The organism is Marinobacter confluentis, assembly GCF_004785685.1.
Taxonomy (GTDB): domain Bacteria; phylum Pseudomonadota; class Gammaproteobacteria; order Pseudomonadales; family Oleiphilaceae; genus Marinobacter; species Marinobacter confluentis.
The window spans coordinates 323,153-345,759 of record NZ_SRPF01000003.1; the positions used below are offsets into that span (position 1 = coordinate 323,153).

General features: G+C 59.4%; 17 protein-coding genes. 10 read left to right on the forward strand and 7 right to left on the reverse strand.

All coding sequences use genetic code 11. The features are described 5' to 3' along the window. The first annotated feature begins 129 nt into the window (after positions 1-129). The 6 genes from E5Q11_RS12000 (at position 130) to nirD (ending at position 8,226) form a co-directional block, all read left to right on the forward strand. A complete protein-coding gene (locus E5Q11_RS12000; RefSeq protein WP_135803663.1) occupies positions 130-1,485 on the forward strand; it encodes a CmpA/NrtA family ABC transporter substrate-binding protein in 1,356 nt (451 codons plus the stop codon). Positions 1,486-1,509: 24 nt separating this feature from the next. Then, positions 1,510-2,514, forward strand: coding sequence for an ABC transporter permease (locus E5Q11_RS12005; protein ID WP_210426323.1), 1,005 nt, complete (start codon positions 1,510-1,512; stop codon positions 2,512-2,514). A gap of 143 nt (positions 2,515-2,657) precedes the next feature. Continuing rightward, positions 2,658-3,554, forward strand: a complete 897-nt coding sequence (locus tag E5Q11_RS12010) for an ABC transporter ATP-binding protein (RefSeq protein ID WP_135803664.1) — start codon at positions 2,658-2,660, stop codon at positions 3,552-3,554. Between the two features lie 290 nt (positions 3,555-3,844). Further along, positions 3,845-5,074, forward strand: coding sequence for an NAD(P)/FAD-dependent oxidoreductase (locus E5Q11_RS12015; RefSeq protein WP_135803665.1), 1,230 nt, complete (start codon positions 3,845-3,847; stop codon positions 5,072-5,074). Positions 5,075-5,101: 27 nt separating this feature from the next. Further along, on the forward strand, positions 5,102-7,621 hold the full coding sequence (nirB, locus tag E5Q11_RS12020; RefSeq protein WP_135803666.1) for a nitrite reductase large subunit NirB: 2,520 nt from the start codon (positions 5,102-5,104) through the stop codon (positions 7,619-7,621). A 236-nt stretch (positions 7,622-7,857) separates the two neighbouring features. Beyond that, complete coding sequence (nirD, locus tag E5Q11_RS12025) at positions 7,858-8,226, forward strand: nitrite reductase small subunit NirD (protein WP_135803667.1); 369 nt, start codon at positions 7,858-7,860, stop codon at positions 8,224-8,226. Here the strand turns inward: nirD and E5Q11_RS12030 are convergent. Both E5Q11_RS12030 and E5Q11_RS12035 read right to left on the reverse strand, forming a co-directional pair. Continuing rightward, complete coding sequence (locus tag E5Q11_RS12030; protein ID WP_135803668.1) at positions 8,223-11,381, reverse strand: efflux RND transporter permease subunit; 3,159 nt, start codon at positions 11,379-11,381, stop codon at positions 8,223-8,225. The genes nirD and E5Q11_RS12030 overlap by 4 nt on opposite strands. Continuing rightward, a complete protein-coding gene (locus tag E5Q11_RS12035; protein ID WP_225315026.1) occupies positions 11,381-12,457 on the reverse strand; it encodes an efflux RND transporter periplasmic adaptor subunit in 1,077 nt (358 codons plus the stop codon). The genes E5Q11_RS12030 and E5Q11_RS12035 overlap by 1 nt, the downstream gene beginning before the upstream one ends. Positions 12,458-12,659: 202 nt before the next feature. On the opposite strand from E5Q11_RS12035, the gene E5Q11_RS12040 reads away from it, so the two are divergent. Further along, positions 12,660-14,027, forward strand: a complete 1,368-nt coding sequence (locus tag E5Q11_RS12040; RefSeq protein WP_135803669.1) for a WS/DGAT/MGAT family O-acyltransferase — start codon at positions 12,660-12,662, stop codon at positions 14,025-14,027. Between the two features lie 2 nt (positions 14,028-14,029). On the opposite strand, the gene E5Q11_RS12045 is transcribed toward E5Q11_RS12040, so the two are convergent. From E5Q11_RS12045 to E5Q11_RS12055, 3 genes are all read right to left on the reverse strand, one after another. After that, positions 14,030-14,440, reverse strand: coding sequence for an NINE protein (locus tag E5Q11_RS12045; RefSeq protein WP_135803670.1), 411 nt, complete (start codon positions 14,438-14,440; stop codon positions 14,030-14,032). 21 nt (positions 14,441-14,461) lie between these two features. Next, complete coding sequence (locus E5Q11_RS12050) at positions 14,462-15,568, reverse strand: GGDEF domain-containing protein (RefSeq protein ID WP_135803671.1); 1,107 nt, start codon at positions 15,566-15,568, stop codon at positions 14,462-14,464. 88 nt (positions 15,569-15,656) lie between these two features. Further along, positions 15,657-16,472 carry an SDR family NAD(P)-dependent oxidoreductase gene (locus tag E5Q11_RS12055; RefSeq protein WP_135803672.1) on the reverse strand — a complete coding sequence of 272 codons (816 nt, stop codon included), beginning with the start codon at positions 16,470-16,472 and terminating at the stop codon, positions 15,657-15,659. A gap of 175 nt (positions 16,473-16,647) precedes the next feature. Between E5Q11_RS12055 and E5Q11_RS12060 the strand changes: the two genes are divergently transcribed. Further along, the gene (locus E5Q11_RS12060; RefSeq protein WP_135803673.1) at positions 16,648-17,106 is read left to right on the forward strand and encodes an NfeD family protein; all 459 of its coding nucleotides are present in this window, start codon (positions 16,648-16,650) and stop codon (positions 17,104-17,106) included. A 2-nt stretch (positions 17,107-17,108) separates the two neighbouring features. Next, the gene (locus tag E5Q11_RS12065) at positions 17,109-18,143 is read left to right on the forward strand and encodes an SPFH domain-containing protein (RefSeq protein ID WP_135803674.1); all 1,035 of its coding nucleotides are present in this window, start codon (positions 17,109-17,111) and stop codon (positions 18,141-18,143) included. On the opposite strand, the gene yfbR is transcribed toward E5Q11_RS12065, so the two are convergent. Then, the gene (gene yfbR / locus E5Q11_RS12070; RefSeq protein ID WP_135803675.1) at positions 18,140-18,733 is read right to left on the reverse strand and encodes a 5'-deoxynucleotidase; all 594 of its coding nucleotides are present in this window, start codon (positions 18,731-18,733) and stop codon (positions 18,140-18,142) included. The two genes, E5Q11_RS12065 and yfbR, sit on opposite strands and share 4 nt — an antisense overlap. Before the next feature lie 109 nt (positions 18,734-18,842). Here yfbR and E5Q11_RS12075 point away from each other — a divergent pair, with 109 nt between their 5' ends. Further along, positions 18,843-19,658, forward strand: a complete 816-nt coding sequence (locus E5Q11_RS12075) for a substrate-binding periplasmic protein (RefSeq protein WP_135803877.1) — start codon at positions 18,843-18,845, stop codon at positions 19,656-19,658. Here E5Q11_RS12075 and E5Q11_RS12080 read toward each other — a convergent pair. Next, complete coding sequence (locus tag E5Q11_RS12080; protein ID WP_225315027.1) at positions 19,633-22,536, reverse strand: DUF748 domain-containing protein; 2,904 nt, start codon at positions 22,534-22,536, stop codon at positions 19,633-19,635. The two genes, E5Q11_RS12075 and E5Q11_RS12080, sit on opposite strands and share 26 nt — an antisense overlap. Positions 22,537-22,607 lie beyond the last annotated feature (71 nt).

The window sequence follows — 22,607 nt, forward strand, 5'->3', positions numbered from 1 at the left end:
AGAACTTTCTGAATCCCTGGCTTTTGAGTCAGCGAATTAAAACCGAAAACAGAACATCAGGCATTGGCGCCTGCCCCCGATCTGGGTGGCAGGCTTTTTTTTGTCTGACTAAAACGTCAGGAGAACATCATGAAACTGAAAACACTTGTCGCCGTGCTGTTGATAGCCGCCAGCGTCGGCAATGCCCAGGCCGAAATCGGACCGGCCGAGAAGCCGGACCTCAAACTGGGTTTTATCAAACTGACCGACATGGCCCCACTGGCCGTCGCCTGGGAGCAGGGCTTTTTCCTGGACGAAGGGCTGTTCGTTGAACTCGAAGCCCAGGCCAACTGGAAAGTCCTGCTGGACGGGGTGGTCACCGGCACGCTGGACGGCGCCCACATGCTGGCCGGCCAGCCACTGGGAGCCACCATCGGCTACGGCACCCAGGCGGACATCATCACCGCCTTCAGCATGGACCTGAACGGCAACGGCATTACCGTATCCAATAATGTCTGGGAACAGATGACTCCGCACATCGACAAGAGAGCCGATGGCAAACCGGTCCATCCGATCAGTGCTGCCGCCCTGAAACCGGTGATTGAGCAGTATCGTGATCAGGGCGAACGCTTTCGCATGGGCATGGTATTCCCGGTATCCACCCACAACTATGAGCTACGCTACTGGCTGGCTGCTGGCGGCCTGAACCCCGGCCTTTACGCGCCCCAGCGTGGCGACACCAGCGGTACCATCAATGCCGATGTGCATCTGTCCGTCACACCGCCACCGCAAATGCCGGCCACCATGGAAGCCGGCACCATTCAGGGCTACTGCGTGGGCGAGCCGTGGAACCAGCAGGCCGTATTCAAGGGGATTGGTGTTCCGGTGATCACCGATTACGAAATCTGGCCGAACAATCCGGAAAAAGTCTTTGGCGTGACCGAACAGTGGGCGGAAGAGAATCCGAATACCCATCTGCGTCTGCTGCGCGCCCTGATTCGCGCTGCCCACTGGCTGGACGAGAACGACAACGCCAACCGCGAAGAAGCCGTGAAGATTCTCTCCCGCTCAAGTTATGTCGGTGCCGACGAGGAAGTGATCGCCAACTCCATGACCGGCACCTTCGAATACGAGAAAGGCGATGTCCGGGAAGTGCCAGACTTCAATGTGTTTTTCCGCTACTACGCGACTTACCCCTACCCATCTGATGCCATCTGGTACCTCAGCCAGATGCGCCGCTGGGGTCAGATCCCGGAGCCCAAATCCGACGACTGGTACATGAAAACCGCCGCCAAAGTCTATCGCGCGGATATCTACAAGCAGGCAGCCGCCTCGCTCATCGAAGACGGCACGCTAAATGCTGAGGACTTCCCGGACCTGGACGCTGAAAACTTCGTCCGCCCCCACCAGGGTGAGTTGATCGACGGCGTGGCCTTCACGCCCAGAGAGCCAAACGCCTACATCGACAGTTTCGAGATTGGCCTGAAAGGCTCACAAACCCCCTAAGTATTGAGTGTCAGGAGACATCACATGACTCACACAACTACGCTCAACCAGGCCGACTCGTTATCACAAGGCCAACGGTGGCTCCGTGCACTGACTGAAAAGGTTTCCGGCATCAACCTGGCGGAAGCCGGCCGTCAGCTATTGCTACCGGCCATAGGCATCGTACTGTTCCTGGCCTTCTGGCACGCTGCGGCGCCCCAGGTACAGACTTCACTGGGCGCCTTCCCGGGCCCGGCCCAGGTAATGGAGCAGACCGGCCAACTCTGGCAGGAACACAGCAACCAGCGCGACCGGGCGGCACAGTTCGTGACCATGCAGGAGAAGCGCAACGAGCGGATCCTGGCAGAGAACCCTAATGCCGAGACAAAGATCCGCGACTATCCCGGTGCACCCACGTTCATTGACCAGATTTTCACCAGTCTGGGCACGGTGCTGGCGGGCTTTATCCTGGCGACCATCATTGCCGTGCCCCTTGGCATCATCATTGGCCTGAACCGTCACTTTTCGGCCGCGGTGAACCCGCTGATCCAGGTCTTCAAGCCGGTATCACCCCTAGCCTGGCTGCCGCTGGTCACCATGGTGGTCTCGGCCACCTACGTCAGCGACGACCCGATGTTTGAGAAGTCCTTTCTGACATCGATGATCACGGTCACCCTTTGCAGCCTATGGCCCACATTGATCAATACCAGTGTGGGTGTTTCGGCGGTCAATCCGGATCTCCTGAACGTGTCCAAGGTTCTACGCCTGTCTTTCTGGACTCACGTTCGCAAAGTCGTTCTACCATCTTCCGTACCAATGATCTTTACCGGCCTGAGAGTCTCTCTGGGCATTGCCTGGATGGTCCTGATCGCCGCCGAAATGCTCGCCCAGAGCCCCGGCCTCGGCAAGTTCGTCTGGGACGAATTCCAGAACGGCAGTAGCGAGTCCTTGAGCCGAATAATGGTGGCCGTCCTCGCCATCGGTTTCATAGGTTTTCTGCTGGACCGAATCATGCTGCTTATTCAAAAGAAAGTGGCGTGGAATGAATAGTTTCAGGCAGAGAGCTGGCGGGCAGGGTGTTCCGGGGACGTCAAAAACATGGATGTTTTTGTCGAGCGTACAGGGACGTATTTACAGCGTGCCCCGGAACACCCTGCCCGTCAGCTCGCACTCCAAATTTAGAGGAGAATGTTATGAGTAAGCCACATCTTGAACTGACCAATGTACAGATGGCCTTTGATACCAAAGACGGGCCATTTGTGGCACTGGAAAACGTTGATCTGAAGATCCGCAAAGGCGAGTTTGTATCGCTGATCGGCCATTCAGGTTGCGGTAAGTCCACCGTACTGAACATCGTCGCCGGCCTGCTTCAGGCAACCCGAGGCGGTTGTGTGCTGGATGGCCACGAAGTGAACACTCCCGGCCCCGAACGGGCAGTTGTTTTCCAGAACCACTCACTGATGCCCTGGCTAACCGTGTACGAGAACGTCGAACTGGCCGTACAGCAGGTCTTCAAGAAGACCATGAGCAAAGCGGAGCGGAAAGAATGGATTCTGCACAATCTCAAGCTGGTGAATATGGACCACGCCCTGGACAAGCGGCCCGGCGAGATTTCCGGCGGTATGGCGCAACGGGTGGGCATTGCCCGGGCACTGGCCATGAAGCCGAGCGTACTGCTGATGGACGAGCCCTTCGGCGCTCTGGACGCCCTGACTCGCGCCCACCTGCAGGATTCGCTGATGAAAATCCAGCAGGACCTGAACAGCACCGTGATCATGATCACCCACGATGTGGACGAGGCGGTGTTGCTGTCCGACCGCATTGTGATGATGACCAACGGCCCTGCCGCGACCATCGGTGAGGAACTGCGCATCGAACTGCCGCGCCCCCGTAACCGGGTGGCGCTGGCGGATCATCCCGAGTACGTGCGCTATCGCCAGGCGGTGCTCTCATTCCTCTATGAGAAACAGACTTTCCCGGCTAAAGGGGAAAGTACGGAAGAGCAAAAGCCACAGGCCCGGGATGAGACATCAGACCAGCCCGAAAACGCGGTTGAAACCGGGAAAGATCGGGTACTGCGAATCGCCTGAAAGCACTCATCCGGTGCAGCTCGCCCCATCAAAGCGCACCACCAAAGGGCGAAATCAGCCTGTGAATTCAGTAACCCCATGAATTAGAACAAATTAGATTATTGGCACGTACTTCGCAGTGGTCCAGACAGGGAAGAACCTCCCGGCCACGGACTCGGCCGGACCATCAGATCATTGTTGTTGGCATTGGCGCCGGACTATCAAACCCCTTAGGGGAGGTGATACTCCGGCTTTTTTTGTTCTGCCCGAAATGACCGGACAGAAGCGGTAAAAGAGAAGGAACAGGAATCATGGGCGCAGGGTCGGAACAAACCCTCGTAATCTGCGGGCACGGCATGGTAGCTCAGCGGCTACTGGAACAGCTGGTTCAGCAGCCGGGGCATCCATACCAGAGGATCGTCGTGTTCAACGGCGAAGCCACCCCCGCCTATAACCGGATTCAGCTCTCGTCAGTGCTTGCAGGAGAGGCGGACGAACGCAGCCTGGCACTCTCATCGGCCGACTGGTTTGCCAGGCACGGCATTACGGTTCACCGGGGCGATCCGGTCGTCAGCCTGAACAGGGACAAACAGACCATCACCACAGCCAGTGGTCACGTTGAAGCCTACGACCGGCTGGTCATGGCGACCGGCTCCAGTTCTGCAAAGCTTGGCATCGACGGGGAAAACCTGAAAAACGTCATGACCTTCCGGGATCTGGATGATACCCGCCGTCTGATAGAACTGAGCCAGCGCCACCGGCGCGCCCTGGTCATCGGCGGCGGATTCCTCGGGCTGGAAGCGGCGGAAGGCCTGCGCAGCCGGGGCATGGCGGTCACCGTTCTGCACCGCAGCGCCCACCTGCTGAACCGACAGCTGGACGACACCGGCGGGGCCCTGCTGGAAGACGCACTGACCGACCGCGGCATGAGCATCCGCACCGGCACCTCACCGACTGCCCTGCTGGGCCGCAATCTGGTGCGCGCCGTGCAACTGGACGACGAAACCCTGATCAGCACCGACGTAGTCGTGGTTGCCGCCGGCATCAGCCCCAACATCGAGCTGGCCAGGGAGGCCGGTTTGACCTGCGAGCGCGCCATTGTCGTGGACGAGCAGCTGACCACCAGCGACCCGAAGATTCACGCTCTGGGCGAGTGTTGCCAGGTCAACGGCGAAACCTTCGGCCTGGTCGAACCCGGTTATCAACAGGCCGAAGTACTCGCGAAACGCCTGGCCAATCCGGCAAGCGACACAGCTTTTCATTCCGCCCTTATTCCAAGCCGCCTGAAAATTAGCGGCATCTCCATTTTTTCCTGCGGCGAGATTCGGCCAGACCGATTCACCGAGTCCGTGGTCTGGCAGGACCTGGAAACCAGCCGCTACTGCCGACTATTGATCCGGGATCAGCGTCTGAAAGGCGTGGTTCTGGTGGGCGACACCAGCGACGGCCTCTGGTTCAGCGAACGCATTCAGCAGGCCGATGACATCAGCGCGTACCGCGATCATCTGGCCTTTGGCAAGCATTACTGCGAAGCGGCCTAGCCGCCAGCAAAAGAGAGAGGAACTATCATGAGCAAAAAAAACCTGATCGTTATCGGCAATGGCATGGTCGGCCACCACTTCCTTGAGAAGCTGGTGGATACGCCCGCGGTCACCGACTTCAACATCACAGTGTTCGGTGAAGAAAAGCTGCTCGCCTATGACCGGGTTCACCTCTCGGAGTATTTCAGTGGCTCCACCCACAGCGACCTGGCCATGGGCACCGCCGAGTGGTACGCCGAGCACCAGATCGACCTGCATCTGGACGAAGGCGTTACCGACATAGACCGGGAACGCCAGGTGGTGAAAACGCCCCGGGGCGAATACCCCTACGACGAGCTGGTACTGGCCACCGGCTCCTATCCATTTGTGCCACCGATCAAGGGCAACGACAACCCGCACTGCCTGGTGTATCGCACCCTGGAAGATCTGGACGATATCCGCGCCAGCGCCAAGGGCGTAAAAACCGGCGTGGTGGTCGGCGGCGGCCTGCTGGGTCTGGAAGCGGCCAACGCCCTGAAAAGTCTGGGCCTGGAAGCCCATGTGGTGGAGTTTGCCCCGCGCCTGATGCCAGTGCAGCTGGACCGCGACGGCGGCGCCCTGCTGAAGCACAAGATTGAAGAGATCGGCGTGCAGGTTCACACCGAAAAAGCCACCACCGAGATCGTGGACGGCGACAGTGCCCGTCTGAGGATGAACTTCAGTGACGAATCCCATCTGGAAACCGACCTGATCGTGTTCTCCGCCGGTATCCGCCCGCAAGATACGCTGGCCAGAAGCTGCGGCCTGGACATTGGCGAGCGTGGCGGCATTATCATCAACGACCAGTGCACCACCTCCGACCCGCACATTCACGCCATCGGCGAGTGCGCCCTGTGGAGCGAGAAAATCTTCGGCCTGGTCGCTCCCGGTTACACCATGGCCCGCACCATGGCCTCGGTACTGAACGGCGATCAGGAAGCCGCCTTCACCGGCGCGGACATGAGTACCAAGCTCAAACTGCTGGGCGTGGACGTGGGCTCCATCGGCGACGCACACGGCCAGACCCCAGGTGCCAAAAGCATCCGCTTTAACGACGAACAGGCCGGGCACTACCGCCGCATGGTGATCAGCGAAGACGGCAAAAAGCTGCTGGGCGCTATTCTGGTTGGCGACAACGGCCCCTACGATACCCTGCTGCAATACGCGCTGAACGAAATCGATCTGCCGGAAAGTCCGGAAACGCTGATTCTGCCTGAGAGCGAAGGCGGTGCCCCTGCTTTGGGCCCGGATGCCCTACCAGAGACCGCCTCTATCTGCTCCTGTCACAACGTCACCAAGGGCGACATCTGCGGGGCGATTGACGCGGGCTGCGCCGACCTGGGTGCGGTCAAGAGTGAAACTAAGGCCAGCACCGGCTGCGGTGGCTGCGCAGCCCTGCTGAAAACCGTCGTGGACAGCGAACTGGAAAAGCGCGGCGTGGAAGTCAGCAAGGACATCTGCGAACACTTTCCCTACAGCCGCCAGGAACTGTTTCATCTGGTCAAGGTAAGCGGTATCCGCACCTTCCAGACCCTGATCCGCGATCACGGCAAGGGTCATGGTTGCGACATCTGCAAGCCCGCCGTGGCTTCCATTCTGGCCACCTGCTGGAACGAGCACGTACTGGCCACCGACCATGTGCCGCTGCAGGACACCAACGACACCTTCATGGCCAACATGCAAAAGAACGGCACCTACTCCATCGTGCCACGGGTACCCGGCGGTGAAATCACCCCGGACAAGCTGATTGTGCTGGGCCAGGTGGCCAAGGAATACAACCTGTACACCAAGATCACCGGCGGCCAGCGCATCGATCTGTTTGGAGCGACCCTGAGCGAGCTGCCGGAGATCTGGGAAAAGCTGATTGCCGCCGGTTTCGAAACCGGCCACGCCTACGGCAAGGCCCTGCGCACGGTGAAATCCTGCGTTGGCAGCACCTGGTGCCGCTACGGCGTGCAGGACAGCGTGGGCATGGCGATCCACCTGGAAGACCGCTACAAGGGCCTGCGTGCGCCCCACAAGATCAAGTTTGCGGTATCCGGCTGTACCCGCGAATGCGCGGAAGCCCAGAGCAAGGACATTGGCGTGATTGCCACGGAAAACGGCTGGAACCTGTATGTCTGCGGCAACGGCGGCATGCGCCCGCGCCACGGCGACCTGTTTGCCACGGATCTGAGCGATGAGGAGCTGGTGTCCACCATCGACCGGGTGCTGATGTTCTACGTGCGCACCGCCGACCGTCTGCAGCGCACCAGCGTGTGGATGGAGAACCTGGAAGGCGGTCTGGACTATCTGAAACAGGTGGTGCTGGAGGACAGCCTGGGCATTGGCGCGGAGCTGGAAGAGCACATGGAGAGCCTGGTGGGCACCTATCAATGCGAGTGGAAAACGGCCGTTGAGGACCCGGAGAAGCGCAAGCGGTTCCGTGAGTTTGTGAATGCGCCGGAGAAGAAAGATCCGGTGCAGCAGTGGACCATGGAGCGGGATCAGAAGCGGCCTGTGCTCGAATCTGAGGTGGAGCCTGCCTAGTCTGGGTCGCCGGCTTGGGAGTTCGGGGCCTCAGGACTGATAGCTTGGGGTGGAGCGCGGGGGTCGGAATTGTTTTCCCTTGGGAAAAAGAACTCGCTGCGCTCAGACACCTTTATTCCCGGCGGGAAAAAATCCCGACCCCCACACTCACATAGCTATGAGTTGTCGGGGCTTAAGGACCTGTTTTGTTATCACGCTGATGGCGTGGATGCACCTTGAAGATATTGGAGAACGTTATGAGAGAACGCGCTAGTTGGGACGTTGTTTGTACGGTTGATGATCTGATTGCTGAATCCGGCGTTGCGGTCTGGACTGAAGATGGACCCGTGGCGGTGTTTTATCTGCCGCATCGGTTGCCGGCGCTGTTTGCCATCAGCCATACCGATCCGTTTACCGGGAAGAACGTGCTGGCGCGGGGCATTACCGGGGATCTGAAAGGCCAGCCGGTGGTGGCTTCACCGTTGTACAAGCAACACTTCAATCTGGAAACCGGTCAATGCCTTGAGGATGAAACCGTACAGGTCAAAACCTACCCGGTCCTGTTGGATGGCCAGAACATCCGGATCGAAGTTCCGGCTTCTGTGTCCAGAACAGCAGCGGCCTAGGCCGCCGCTGCCCGCCTCTGACGCCACCCCAGAACAAACACCGTGAGCGCTGGCAGGAAGGTCAACGTCACAGTCGCCGCCCCGGCCAGGCCGAACAGCACGATGGCGCCCACGCCGCGATAGAGCTCGGTGCCTTCGCCGGGGATAAACACCAGCGGCGACAGGCCACAGATGGTGGTCAGCGTGGTCATGGCAATGGGCCGCAGGCGTGTTTCTACCGCACCAATCACAGCATCAACCACGGAAATGTCCCTCTGGCGCAGGTTCTGCCGCGCCTGCTCCACCACCAGGATGGGGTTGTTCACCACCGTGCCCATCAGAATCAGAAAGCCGAGCATGGTGATCATGTCGAACGGCTGACTCAGGGGTAGCAGGCCGATTTTCGGCAACAGGCCGCCCACCAGATTCATCAGCGCCAGGCCGACGATGCCGCCAGCGACTCCTAATGGAATGGCCGTCAGGATCAGCAATGGGAAGCCCCAGTGGGCGAAGATGGCTACCAGCAGCAGGTACACAATCACCACCGCGATGATGAAGTTGCCGGTAAGGGCATCACGGGTGGCATTGAGCTGATCGCTGGCGCCGGAAATATCAATGGCGACACCCGACGGGATCTGGCCGCTATCTCGCATATAACCCAGCAGTTCCGTCCGCACCCGTTCAACACCCGCTTCCAGCGGGACGTCATCAGGCGGAATTACGTTGAGTGTAACGGTACGACGACCATCCAGTCGGCGGACGGTGCTGGTGTCGACGGTTTCCTCAATGGTGGCCAGGCTGGACAGTGGCAGGGTCGCGCCCTGGGGGGTGTGCACCATGACGTCCGGCAAGGAGTCCAGGCTCGGGTTACGCCCTTCGCTGCCGTAGACATAGATATCGATCTTGTCGTCATCCAGGAAGAAGTCGTCCACATAGGAGCCTTCCGTCAGCGACGCCACGGTGAAGCCGATGGCTTCGGTGCCCAGGCCCAGTTCCGCCGCCCGGTCCCAGTCCGGCTTCACCTGGATTAGGGGCTGGGCCAGGGACAGGGTTCGGGGCTGGGTCTGGATGCGGGGGTTGTCGAAGATCTCCTCCGCGCGGCGGTAGGCGGTGTTGGCGACTTCGTAGATGGACACCAGATCCGGCCCGGAGATGTCCAGGTTGATGCTGCGGGTGCCGCCGTCGTTGCTGGAGATGATGGAACCCTTGGCAGCAAACGCCCGCATGCCCGGAAACTGCTCGTAAAAGCCGGTGATTTCCTCCATCAGCACTTCGATGTCCCGGGGATTTATCGTCTCCGCGATGATACGGATATTGGTCGGGCTTACACCCATGTTCAGGTAAGCCAACGGAGGAATAGAGGTTTCACCACTCTCGTAGGCCTCGCGATCGGCCTGTACGTGGGGCAGGAAGTGGTCCTCAACCTGTTTGGCAATGCTCTGCATCTCGGTCAGGTTATAGCCGGGCGGCGCATTCATGGAGGCGAAGGTTTTCGGCTCCTCGCCTTCCGGCAAGTATTCCGCCGGCGGCGTCAGGAACATGATGATCCAGGCGCTAAGCAACACCGTGCCGCCAATCACCGCGATCCGCCGGACGGTGCCACTGACCATCCAGCGCACGGCCCCGACGACCCGGCGAGCCCAGCCCGGCGCGACTGTATTGCCATACTGGTCGATGTCGCCCTTACCGTTGCCGAAGTCGAGCCGCGCGCTGAGCGTGGGAATCACCGTGACCGCAATCAGCATGGACGCGAAAATGGCCGCGGAAATGGCGATGGCCACGTCGGAATAAAGCTGTCCCGCTTCTTCCTCTATAAACAGGATCGGCAGGAACACCAGAATGGTGGTCATGGTGGAGGCCAGCACCGCCGGCCAGACTTCCTGCACGCCTTTGAGCGCCGACTCAAACTTGTCCAGCCCCAGCCGTCGGTGGCGTTCGATGTTCTCCAGCACCACGATGCTGTTGTCCACCGTCATACCGATGGCGAAGGCCACGCCGGCCAGGGAAATCACGTTGATGGTGCGACCGGTGATCATCAGCCCCAGAAAGGCGGCAATCGCACACAGAGGAATACCGACCACGCCCACAAAGGTGGCCCGGGACGAGCGCAGGAACAGAAACATCACCAGGGTAGCGAAGACTGCGCCAATACCCAGGTTGGTCCAGACGTTGGCAACGGACGCCTCTACATAGCGGGCGTCATCGGCGGTCAGTGCCAGCCGCATGCCCGCCGGTTCGAGCACTTCGCGGTTGATGTTGTCGACTTCCTCCAGCATCCCGCGCTTGATGTCGATGACGTTGGATCCACTTTCCCGCCGCACCTGCAGGCCCAGTACCCGCTTACCGTTGATAAAGGACAGTTCGCGGATGCGGGAATGGTCCTGGGCCACGGTCGCGACCTCGGAGAGCCTGATCACGCTGTCGCCGGTGCGGGACACTACCAGGTTGCGCAGTTCCTCAATATCCCGGAAGCGCCCCACAGTGCGCAGCAGATAGCGGCGCTTGCCCGCATCCACTTCGCCGCCGGACACGTCCTGGTTGCGGCTGGTGATGGCATCCCGCAGGTCCAGCAGGCTCAGGCCGCGCTGGGCCAGTTTGGCTTCATCCACGGTGATCTGCATCTGCCGGTCGGCGCCGCCGCCCACCGTCACCTCAGATACTCCGGCGACGCTCTCCATGCGGGGTCGGACCCGGTCTTCCACAAAGTCCCGCATCAGGTCGATATCCAGTTCCCGGGGGTTGTCCGGCAGGGTGGACACCCGGAAATACATGAAGGCGTTGGAGGAAAAAGAAGCCGCCACAATGCGCGGCTCATCCACGTTGGTGGGGTAATTGGATACCTGGCTGAGGGCGTTATTCACCTGGATCAGGGTTTCGGTGATGTCGACGCCAAAGGGAAATTCCAGTTCGATTTCAGCGGAGCCGCTGGAGGCGGTGGCGGCCATTTCGCTGAGGTTGGGCACATTGCGCAGGTAGCGTTCCTGCTCAATCAGGATTTCTTTCTCGATATCCTGGGGCGTGGCGCCGGGCCACTGGGTTTCTACCGTGATGGTGCGCACTTCCAGGTCCGGGATCATCTGTACCGGAATGCGCAGGGCCGCGGCGGCGCCGATGATCGCGATAATCAGGGTAACCACGGTCACCAAGGTGCCGTGGCGAATCACTCCGGCAAACATCAGTTGGATCCCCGCTCAGCCAGCCTCACCCGGGCGCCATCCTGCAGGGATTCGTTGCCGCGAATCACGATTTGTTCGTCACCGTCCAGCCCGCCAAGGATTTCCATCCGGTTATCGAAGCTGGTGCCCACTTCCACACGCTTTTCCCGGACTTCGTAAAGTTCGTCATCCGCCGGCTCCGCAATCCACACGGTGATGCGGCCGTCGGGGTAGCGGTTGATGGCATCACGGGACACGGTCAGTCCCTGTTTCCCGGTAGACACTCGTAGCGTGGCCTGAACCGCCATCCCCGGCAGCAGGTTCAGCTTTTCCGGACCGGTCGCCCGCATCAGAAACGTCCTTGCCTGGGGGTCGCTCACGGGTACCAGTGATTCGATACTGGCAGGAACCCGCTCTCGATCCATCCCGCCCATGTGCAGAAAGAGTTCCGAGCCGTCATCGATACGCTGGTAATAATTCTGGGGCACCCGGAAGTCCAGACGCAGATTGGTGGTGTCGACCAGGGTTAGCAATTCATCCCCGGGCGTGACCCATTCACCGAGATCGCTGATCCGGTTGCTGACCACGCCGTCAAATGGCGCTTCGATGCGGTGGCGGTCAAGCACCACCTGCCGGCGCCTTTCTTCGGCACGCAGGCGGGCCAGGGTAGCCTCGGTAGCGGCGACTTCGCTTTCCCGGGCGCTAACCTCAGTGGCGGCAATGTTGCGACCGGCGCCCACTGAACGGGCTTCCGCCAGTCGGCGCCGGGCTTCCTCAAGCCGGGTGCGGGCTTCGGCGGCCTCGGCACGGGCACTGGCCAGCTCGTATTCCGCCTGCTCATCGTCCAGTCCGACAAGCAGGTCACCCTTCGCTACGTCGTTGCCGGTTTCCACCCTCACGTCTTCCACCAGGCCGGCAACCGCCGTAGACAGGCGCGAGGTACGTAGCGCGTTGACGGTGCCATTCAGGCTGACTTCGCTGATGATATCTGAGGTTTCAACCTGCTCCAGTTCAACGCCCGGGCGGTCCTGGGCCTGCAGATGCGGAAACCACAATAGCCCTGCCACGGCGGCCAAATGCCAGATTCTCGAATTCACTGAAGCACCTCTTGTCCCTGCGTATCGGTTTGACTGGATCCGTCGACGGTATTGACCTTAAACCTTACGTGCACAAGCCAAAGACAGACTTTCCGGCATTTGCCTGTCGCTGCGGTAAAATAGGGCGCGCCAACTTTCCCCTGTGGGTAAATCCTGTAACACTGATGCCTTAATCAGTACCACAACAAAAAGAGTGCCTTTCATGAAAAAACTGAGCCCGGTGGACCAGGTTTTCCTGTGGCTGGAAAAACGCCAGCAACCCATGCACGTGGGCGGGCTTCAGCTGTTTTCCTTCCCCGAGGATGCACCGGACAATTATGTCGCGCAGCTTGCGGATCAGTTACGCAGCCAGACCGCCGTCACCGCGCCCTTCGAACGGCGACTGGGCAGCCGTTTTGGCCAGCCGGTCTGGGTGGATGATGAACACCTGGACCTGGAACATCATTTCCGGTTCGAAGCTCTGCCAACGCCTGGCAGAATCCGCGAACTGCTGGCGTTTGTGTCCGCCGAGCACAGCCACCTGATGGACCGGGAAAGGCCACTCTGGGAATTTCACCTGATCGAGGGCCTGAAGGACCGGCAGTTTGCGGTATACACCAAGGTGCACCATTCCCTGGTCGATGGCGTGTCGGCCATGCGCCTGTTCCAGCGCATGCTGTCGACCGACCCGGACGAGCGCAACATGCCGCCGATCTGGAGCCTGCCCCGCCGCAGCCGCGGCCATGGCGACGACAGCGGGCCGTCCATGTGGCGCAACGTAGCCCATTTGCTGGGGGAATCGGGGAAACAGCTGGGCACGGTCCCCGCGGTGACCAAGGCGCTGTTAAGCACCGTCAACCGGGCCCGGAAGGACCCGGCCTACGACTCCATCTTCCACGCGCCCAGGTGTGTCCTGAACGGCAAGATCACCGGCTCCCGCCGATTTGCCGCCCAGTCCTACTGCCTGAAACGCATCAAGGCGGTGTGCAAGGCGTCAGATACCACGGTCAATGATGTGGTCATGGCCATGTGCGCCTCGGCGCTTCGCACCTATCTAATGAACCAGGACGCGCTGCCGGAAAAACCCCTGGTGGCCATGGTGCCGGTATCCCTGCGCAAGGATGACAGCTCCGAAGGCAATCAGGTGGGCATCATCCTGGCCTCCCTGGGCACCCATCTGAACGATGCGGCGGGGCGCCTGAATTATATCCGCGAGGATGTGAAAGCTTCCAAAGAGCGCTACGCCAGCATGTCCTCGGAGGAAATCCTGAACTACACCTCGCTGCTGCTGGCACCGGCGGGTTTCAACCTGCTGACCGGCCTGGCGCCGAAATGGCAGACCTTCAATGTCGTGATCTCCAACGTGCCCGGGCCGAAAGAACCCAGTTACTGGAATGGGACGAGGCTTGAGGGCATGTACCCGGTTTCCATCGCCATGGACCGGATTGCCCTGAACATGACCCTGACCAGCTACTGCGACCAGATCGAATTCGGCCTGATCGGCTGCCGCCGCACCCTGCCCAGCCTCCAACGCATGCTCGACTATCTGGAAGACGGGCTGACCGACCTTGAGAAGGCCTTGGGCCTCTGACCTCAGAGGCCTGAGGCAATCTCGCGATTGCGGGTCGAGATCTGATCGTTCATGGTCCAGAAATCATAAAGCACACCCACCAGGAACAGGCCGCCGGTGAGAAGGTAGATGATACCGGTGATCCACTTGCCCATGTACATGCGGTGGATGCCGAATACCCCCAGGAAGGTCAGCAGGATCCAGCTGATGTTGTAACTGACCTCCCCCTCTTCAAACCGCAGGTCAGCCTCCCGATCCATAGCGGGAATCAGGAACAGGTCGATCAACCAGCCGATAAATAACAGCCCAAGCGTGAAGAACCAGATGGTGCCGGTAATGGGTTTTCCGTAGTAGAACCGGTGAGCCCCCAGAAAGCCGAAAATCCAGAGTAGGTAGCCGATGAGTTTGCTGTGGGTATCCTGATTTGGTGCCATGGTTTCATTCCCGGGTTAGGTCTAGCTTTGGGTTCGTCTGTCTGAGGGCTGGCCAGCGGCTCTGACAGCAGATACACCGGCGCGTACCACCGTATTTCGACCTGACTGTTTGCCGGTGTACAGACAGCGGTCGGCTACCCGGTACAGGGTCTCAGCGCTGCGGCCATGCTCGGGAAAATGGGCAATGCCAAAAGACGCAGTCAGGCGAATGGTTGCATCACCATAAGGGACTTCCATCCGGGCAATGCGCTCCCGCAGTTCGTCCACCAGCTCGTAGGAATCATCAAACTTCAGATCCCGCAGGATCAACCCGAATTCCTCCCCGCCCAGCCGAGCGACCGAATCCGTGGTTCTCACCCGCTCGGTCAGCAAGGTTCCAATTCGGGTGAGGGTCTGATCACCGGCGTCATGCCCCATGGTGTCGTTCACCACTTTGAAGTGGTCCAGGTCCATGATTACCAGCGCAAAACCGGACCCGCTACGGGCGCATTCGGCAACGGTTCTGGTCAGGGTGCTGTGAAAGCTGGCACGGTTGGCGAGGCCAGTCAGGAAATCACTCTGGGCCATGGTGAACAGTTTCATCTCAGCCTCTTCACGCCGGGTTTCGTAGATGTGAACAAAGGCCAGCATCAACACCGCACATAAAACCAGATTCAGCAGGTCGATAACAGCAATGACGTTACCGAGCGAGGTGGAAACGGCATAAACAACGCAACCAGCCAGCAGGAAAGGCGCGCTGAGCCGGAAACCCGCCCTTTTGCCAAGCAGCAGATACGACAGCACCGGGATCATCAGAATCCAGACATACGCGGTAATCGACGCGTCCGGCACGATGAGGATAAGCAGGGCAAAGGAAAAGCCGGAAATCAGGTAACCATAGATCCAGCGTTCAAGATTGGGGGTCCTGCGGATACGGTAACGACCGAAAAACAGCAGACCACTGACCAGGAACTCGGCCGAGGCCAGCAACAGATGATTGTTCAGAAACTGCAGGGTTCCGAATACCATCAGGGCGCCGCCGGTCACCAGAAAAAGCGTCCGCATCAGCGAGCGCCGGTGACCATCCCTTAGGCCTGAGCGACTCTGCTCAAGTGAGAGACCGAGATCGGTCTCCTGGGGTGTCGTCATGAAACTGAATTCCGTAACAAGAGGCGATAGTTAACCGCCTCATCGATGGGAATATACAGCGCCTTCAGAAGGGCAGCAATACAGCGCCTCAAATGTACAGGTTTTTCCGGGAGAACCGCTCAACCAGAGGCTGATAGGACGCACCAAGCACCCGGTTCAACGCCTCGATACCCCAGGCGTCCGGCCCGACCAGAATACGTGACTCGTCTTTCAGAATGCCCTTCACGATCGTGGCAGCGGCTTTTTCCGGTGTGGTCATAGCCAGTTTGTCGAAACCTGCCCGCAAGGTCTCGGCGTTATCAGACAACCCCATGCGGGCGGAATTGGCGATATTGGTACGAATACCCCCCGGATGCACGCAACTGACCGCCACCGGCTGCTTTTCCAGCTTCATTTCCTGGCGCAGGGCCTCGGTGAAGCCGCGCACGGCAAATTTGGCGGCGTTGTAAGCGCTCTGTTTGGGCACGCCAATCAGCCCGAACACGCTGGAGATATTCACCACGTGGCCATCACCGGAAGCAATCAGATGGGGCAGAAACGCACGGGTACCATGGGCGACGCCCCAGAAATCAATATCCATCACCCATTTGAAATCATCATCCGTCATTTCCCGAACGGATGCATTCAGCGCCACGCCCGCATTATTGATGATCAGGTTCACGACGCCAAAATCGCCGACCACCTGGTCCGCATGGGCGTATATCGCATCCCTGTCAGCCACATCCAGCAGATAGGTGCGCACTTCCGTTTCGTGACAGGCAGCTGCGGTTTCCGCCAGCCCCAGCTCGTTCACGTCTGACAGGGCAAGCCGGCACCCCTTGTTAGCCAGCGCCTTTGCCAGGGTACGACCAATGCCCGATCCTGCGCCAGTGACTACGGCTACACGGTTGTTCAGATCTTTCATAACGGGTGACCTTTTATTGTTTGGTAGGGTTGCAGCTACTTTAGCAGGTGTCCGATCGGAACCTATGGCAAATCTGAGCGGGAATCCGGGCAAATCAGCCAGTACCGGTGACCCCCAGTGCCGCCGCGGGGTACAATACCGGCCCGATCCACTTACCGATAATGGATGCGCGTCTATGGAATGGAGTCTCACGCATTTCTGGCTGATTCTTGCCCTGATTCTGGGTCTTGCCGAACTGACATCCGGTGTGCTGGTGCTGTTGGCATTGGGCATTGCGGCGGCGCTGACTGCAGTCCTGGCCTTTATCGGCGCCCCCTTTGAGTGGCAACTGGCCGGCATGGGTGTGTTTTCCGGCGTTCTGGTGCCGGTGGCCGTCAAATGGATCAAGCCCCGGTTTACCCCGAAAGGTGTTGCCTACGGCACGACCGGCACCGGTGTCGAGAACGGCACCGCCTACCAGATCATCAAACGGGATTTTGACAACGCCAGTGGCGTAAAGGTCAACGGCGATTTCTACCGTATCCGGGTCCGGGATACCGGGGAAACCGAACTGCCTGACGGCACCCGCGTTATTTTCAGAAGCTTCGACGGCACCACCGCCGTTGTTGATAAAGACCATCAGAAGGAGCAGTGAACATGGAGAGTATGTTGTCACCGGGGCTGGTTATCAGCCTGATCGTTGTTGCCATCGGCATTTTCATCATCGCCAAGGGCCTGGTTATTGTGCGCCAGTCCGAGGTCATGGTGATCGAACGCCTGGGTTCCTTCAACCGCGTGCTGGAAAGCGGTGTGAACATCATCGTGCCGTTTATCGACCGGCCACGCCCAATCACCATGATCCGCTACGTTAGGGTAGGTGAAGACTATCATCCGACCAGCAGCGACGAAGTCCGCATTGATCGCCGGGAAACAGTGATGGACTTCCCGGGCCAGCCGGTGGTGACCACAGACAACGTCACCGTGAAAATCAACGGCGCCCTCTACTATCAGATCATCGACCCACGCCGCGCGGTCTATGAGGTAGCGAACATGTCCCAGGCAGTGGAAGTGCTGGCCAAGACCACGCTGCGCTCGGTGGTGGGCAAAATGGAACTGGACAAGCTGTTCGAATCCCGCAGTGAAGTGAACAGCGCCATTCAGGCTGAAATGGAAGAAGCCGCTTCCAAATGGGGTGTAAAGCTGACCCGGGTGGAAGTCCAGGACATCAGCATGCCGGAAGAGGTCGAAGAAGCCATGCGCCTGCAGATGGCCGCCGAGCGTAAGCGCCGGGCCACGGTCACCGAGGCTGAGGGCGAGAAGACGGCGGCGATTGCCATGGCCCAGGGTGAACGTGAATCTGCCATCCTTAACGCCCAGGGCGACAAGGAATCCGCGATCCTCCGGGCTGAAGGCGAGAAAGAATCCATTCGCCTGGTGCTCAGCGCCATGGGTGAATCCGAGGAAAACAAACAGACGGTCATTGGCTATCTGTTAGGCCAGAGCTACATCAAGGTTCTTCCCAACATGGCGAAAGACGGCGAGCGCGTATTCGTGCCTTACGAGTCATCTGCTCTGTTGGGCTCCATGGGCATGTTCCGCGAACTGGCCGGCAGCCCGGAGGACCTGGTTCGCAGAAACCTGAACCAGAACGCACTCAAGAGCGGTATGATTGCCGGATCCGGTACCGACTAACCCAGCAGGTTGTCCAACGGCCGCTGGTAGCTGGGCGCAAACACTTGCAGAAAATACATCACTTCCGGCAGGGCATCGGTTTCCAGCTTCTGCCGGATGTGCCCGGCGGCGGGCTCGAATTCCTTGTTACCCGCCTGTATTTCGGCCTCGCACTTCAGCAGGGCGGACAGCCGGTCAGCGGCCTTGATCAGCTCTTTTTCCTCGCCAGACCAGAGGGACTCCTGAATGTAAGGGGCAAAATCCTTTCTCAGATCATCCGGTAACAGAGCAAGCAGTTCGCCTTCCGCCTTGTGCTCAATATCGCTGAACGCTTCCCGCATCACCCTGGAATGGTATTTGACCGGGGTCGGCATATCGCCCGTAATCACCTCGGTGGCGTCATGGTAGAGCGCCGCTGTCGCAATCCGGTCGACATTAACGCTGCCGTCAAAATGCCGGTTACGGATAATGGCCAGAGCGTGGGCCAGGGTGGCCACTTCCCAGCTGTGCGTCGCAACATTTTCTTCGATGGCATTGCGCATCAAACCCCAGCGCTTTATCCAGCGAAGCCGGGAGACGTAGGCAAAGAAATGGCTGGTCGGGCGAACCATTAAAACTGCTCCTTTGAGATAACTGTTCCAGATTTCGGCTTTTTGGCAGCACAAGGTAATGCTATTCTGAATGTACATTCAATCTTTGAATGTGCTGCATGGAGCCATGATGTCAAAGCCTCTGAAACACGCGACCCTGTTGTACGCATGCCTTGTCATCACCGGTGCTCTGCCAGTATTTGCCTCTGAGCCTACCAGTGTCCGGGTCGGAGTCTACAATTTCCCGCCGGTGGCGATGGTTGATCAGCACAACCGGGCCATGGGTCTGCTGGGCGATCTGCTGGATGAATTCCGCACCCTGAAACCTGAACTCTCGTTCGAGATACTTCATACGTCGCCGAAACGCCGGCACCTGGATTTCCGGAACGGCCTGTTCGACGTCATATTCTTTGAACATCCAGAGTGGGGCTGGACGTCTGAGCCCGTAGACATCTTTGGCCCGATTCTCAAAGACGAAGAAGTCTACGTTACCCTGAACAAGCCCGACCGGGGCCAGAATTTCTTCGACAACGTCAGTGAGCGCCGCATCGTTGCCATTGCCGGCTATCACTATGGCTTTGCCGGGCTGGAAACCGACAGCGAAACCCTCCAGAAACATTTTAATGTCGAGCTGTCCCACAGCCACCAGCGCAACCTGGATCTGATACTGGCTGACCGGCCGTCGGTTGCAGAGGTGGCGGTGGTCAGTCGGTCTTTCCTCGGGGCCTACTTTTCACGTTTTCCGGACCAGCGCGACGAATTGCTCGTTTCCGACACAGTGGATCAATCCTACGAACTGCACGTTGTTACCCGTAAAGGCGGACCGATCGATGCTGAAACCATCGAGAGCCTGCTTCAGCCCCTGATTGCCAGCGGGCGGTATCAGGAGCTGGTGGCCAGGCACGGCCTGCAGTTGCCGGCTAGCGGGCTTCCAGCTCAAAATTGACCTTCACCGCACCGCGATCGTCCTGCCCGGCATCCTGAAGGGGCTCCAGAAGAAACAGCTGGCTTTCGGGAACATCAAATTCCTCCTGCAGGGTCTGCGTCAAAAGCACGCCCCTTGATCTGGCAAGGTTTGACAGCACTTCCGGCGGCAGTACCACGCGGGAAATCAGACGATCAACCAGCGCCTTTTCCCAGGCCTGATCGTCCGGCCCCCCGGCGCCAGTTGTCGCCACTTCCTGGCGATAGGACGCCAACGGCTGCTCAAAGCCTGCGTCCTGATACCTGGATTCAAGGCGGGCGATGCGGTCCGTCGCAGAGGCGGTCTGGCTGATTCCCAACTGCTCGGCCAGCCGTTGCCGGCGCAGGAACTCACCGTCAACCTCCGGCGACACGGCCCCTCGCACTTTGAGCAACAGGTCAGGTCGCTTCTCAAGAGCCCCGGAGAGTACCTCCAGTTTTTCCATACCGTCGGAAACCATGTCGACCCTGCCAGGATCAAAACTGACATAACCCAGTTCCTCCCCGGTGAGACCGGTCATGTCCGCCAGCGAGCCGAGCACACTGAATGGTGAGGTCGCCGCTCGGGCAACCAGGTTGACGAAGGTACGCATAATCACCGGGCCCACACTGAACTGGGGGTCGGCCAGGTCGCCTTCAATAGGCAGATCAATATCGATAACGCCCTTGCGATCCCGCAGCAGCGCCAGCCCCAGTTTTACCGGTGCATTGACCGCCTGCTCGCTGGCTATCGCATCCCCGAGCTCCATCCGGTCAAGCCGGATACGGTTGGCAGCATCAATTCTGGAGCCGGCAATTTCATAATCCAGGTCGAGGTTGAGCTTGCCACTCTGAACACCGTATCCCAGATAGCGGCCAAGATAGGGAGATAGCGCCGGCAGGGAAACGCCGTCCACTTTCAGTGTCAGGTTACTGACATCCTCCGAGCCCAGGGTGCCGATAGAGCCATCAAACATCAGGCTGGCAACGTCGCCAACCCGGCCCTGCATCGATACCTTACCCTGCTGTGGCGGTACATTGCTGAGGCCCGTGACCGAACCGTTGAGACGGTCGATTCGGGTTGAGAAAACGGGTTCCAGGGTGCGGTCAGCGTAGGACACCTCGCCGCTTTCGAGCATGATCTGGCCAATGCGGAAAATGAAGGCTTCGCTTTCCGAGGCCGGTTCAGCGTCTGCTTCTGGCGGCTCTTCTGCCGCTGACGGCGCCGGGTCGGCCGACAGAATCCGGGCGAGATTGTGCAGACCGTCGGCTTCGCGGACCACGTTCACGTTGGGAGATGAGAGGGTGAGGGTGCCAATTTCCAGCCGTGCCGGCGCAAGGTTGTATTCCAGCGGTTCCAGCCTCAGGTTCTGCCAGGCCAGCACGGGCGAGTCCGAATCGGCGAGGCGCAGGTCCAGGGACGAAACCTGGCCGTTGCCGCTGAATGTCCCGGTCATGGGTTCCTGCTGATTGTCCAGATCAAGATTACCATCCAGGTTCAGCAGGCCTTCTCTAAGGGTCAGGTTGGTGGCGTCGCCAAGGTAGCCGTCCAACTGTGCCAGGTTCAGCCCGGTAAGGCCCAGCCCGGCCTCCAGTGTGAACGGCTGCAGGGTTGTCTGGCCGCGCAGATTGAACTGGCCACCGTCCGCCAGCGCCAGGGCGGCCTCGTAATCCACCGGTTCTCCCAGCTCATGGGAAAGCCGCCCAAGCGTCAGATTCAGTTCTTCGACGGTCAGGTCAACGGCAGGCTCCGGCTGCCTGTCGCGCCAGTTCACCTGTCCGTCATTCAGCGCTACGCCGGCAACGGACCATCGGAAGGGCGAGCCTGTCTCGCCCGCCTGCGATGGATTCTCTGCCGTGTCTTCATCGCCCTGGAAGGGCCTGAGCAGGTTCAACAGACCATCTTCATCCCGTTCCAGATCAAGCCGGGCACCGTCGATCACCACGTTTCCGACCGCAAGCTCCCGGTTGATCAGCCCGAAACTGATACCCGGAAGCTGAATCCTCTGGGTCTCCAGCAAGCTGGCTTCACTGTCCGGGTTCAGGCCCAGTGCCAGATCGGTCACCGTAAGGTCGCCGCCAGACGTCGATAGCGCAAACTGCTCACCGGAGCGCAACTCGTAATTCGTGCTGATGGTCAGGTTACCGTCACGCAGGGTATAGGGCAGATAGGGCTTGAGAAAGTGGGACAAGGTGCTGTGATTGACATCCGCCACCCGGATAAAACCGTTTGAGTAAAACGGCGCGATGCTGAGGTCTCCCTCCCATTCCACGGTCTGACTGCCAATGGCTGCGAGCAGGTAATAACTGCTGTCACTGCCGTCTCGAGGCCAGGTCGCCAGATCGTCCAGGGCAAGATCCAGGGGCGTTATCTGGAATTCTTCGGGCTCGGACTGGCTGAAATCCCGGAACAGCACTTCGCCGCCGGCAATTCTGAGCCTGTCGAGGAAAAGTTTCGCCGGATCTGACGACTGATCATCAGTTTTCGGCGCCGGCTCTCCAGCGGGATTATTGGCCTGCCAGTCCCGGGCAAAGTTAACGCTGTAGTCTTCACGCAGATCCAGGCGGGCAAAGGGTTCATCCAACTCGAAATTCTGCAGCGCCACTATCCCGGTCGCCAGGCGCAGAACGCCCAGATTCACGTACAGGCGATCAAAAGCCAGTACCGGCTCGCCCCCACTATCGTTCGCAGACAGCCCGGTCGCCTGGATGCTCATTGCAAAGGGATTGACCTCGATTTTCTCAATCGTCGCCTGCCATCCCATGTGTTGGTCCAGCCGGTCCGGCACTGCCCTTGCAAGCCACCAGGGCAGAATAATGAAACCGGCCAATGCGTACAGCACCAGCAGAATCAGGGCGATAAGGGATAATTTACGGGCCAAAACCTGAGTCTCCTGCACCTGAGATAGGAGAGGGCACCGCCAGGGTGCCCTCTTACTTATCTACAGGATAG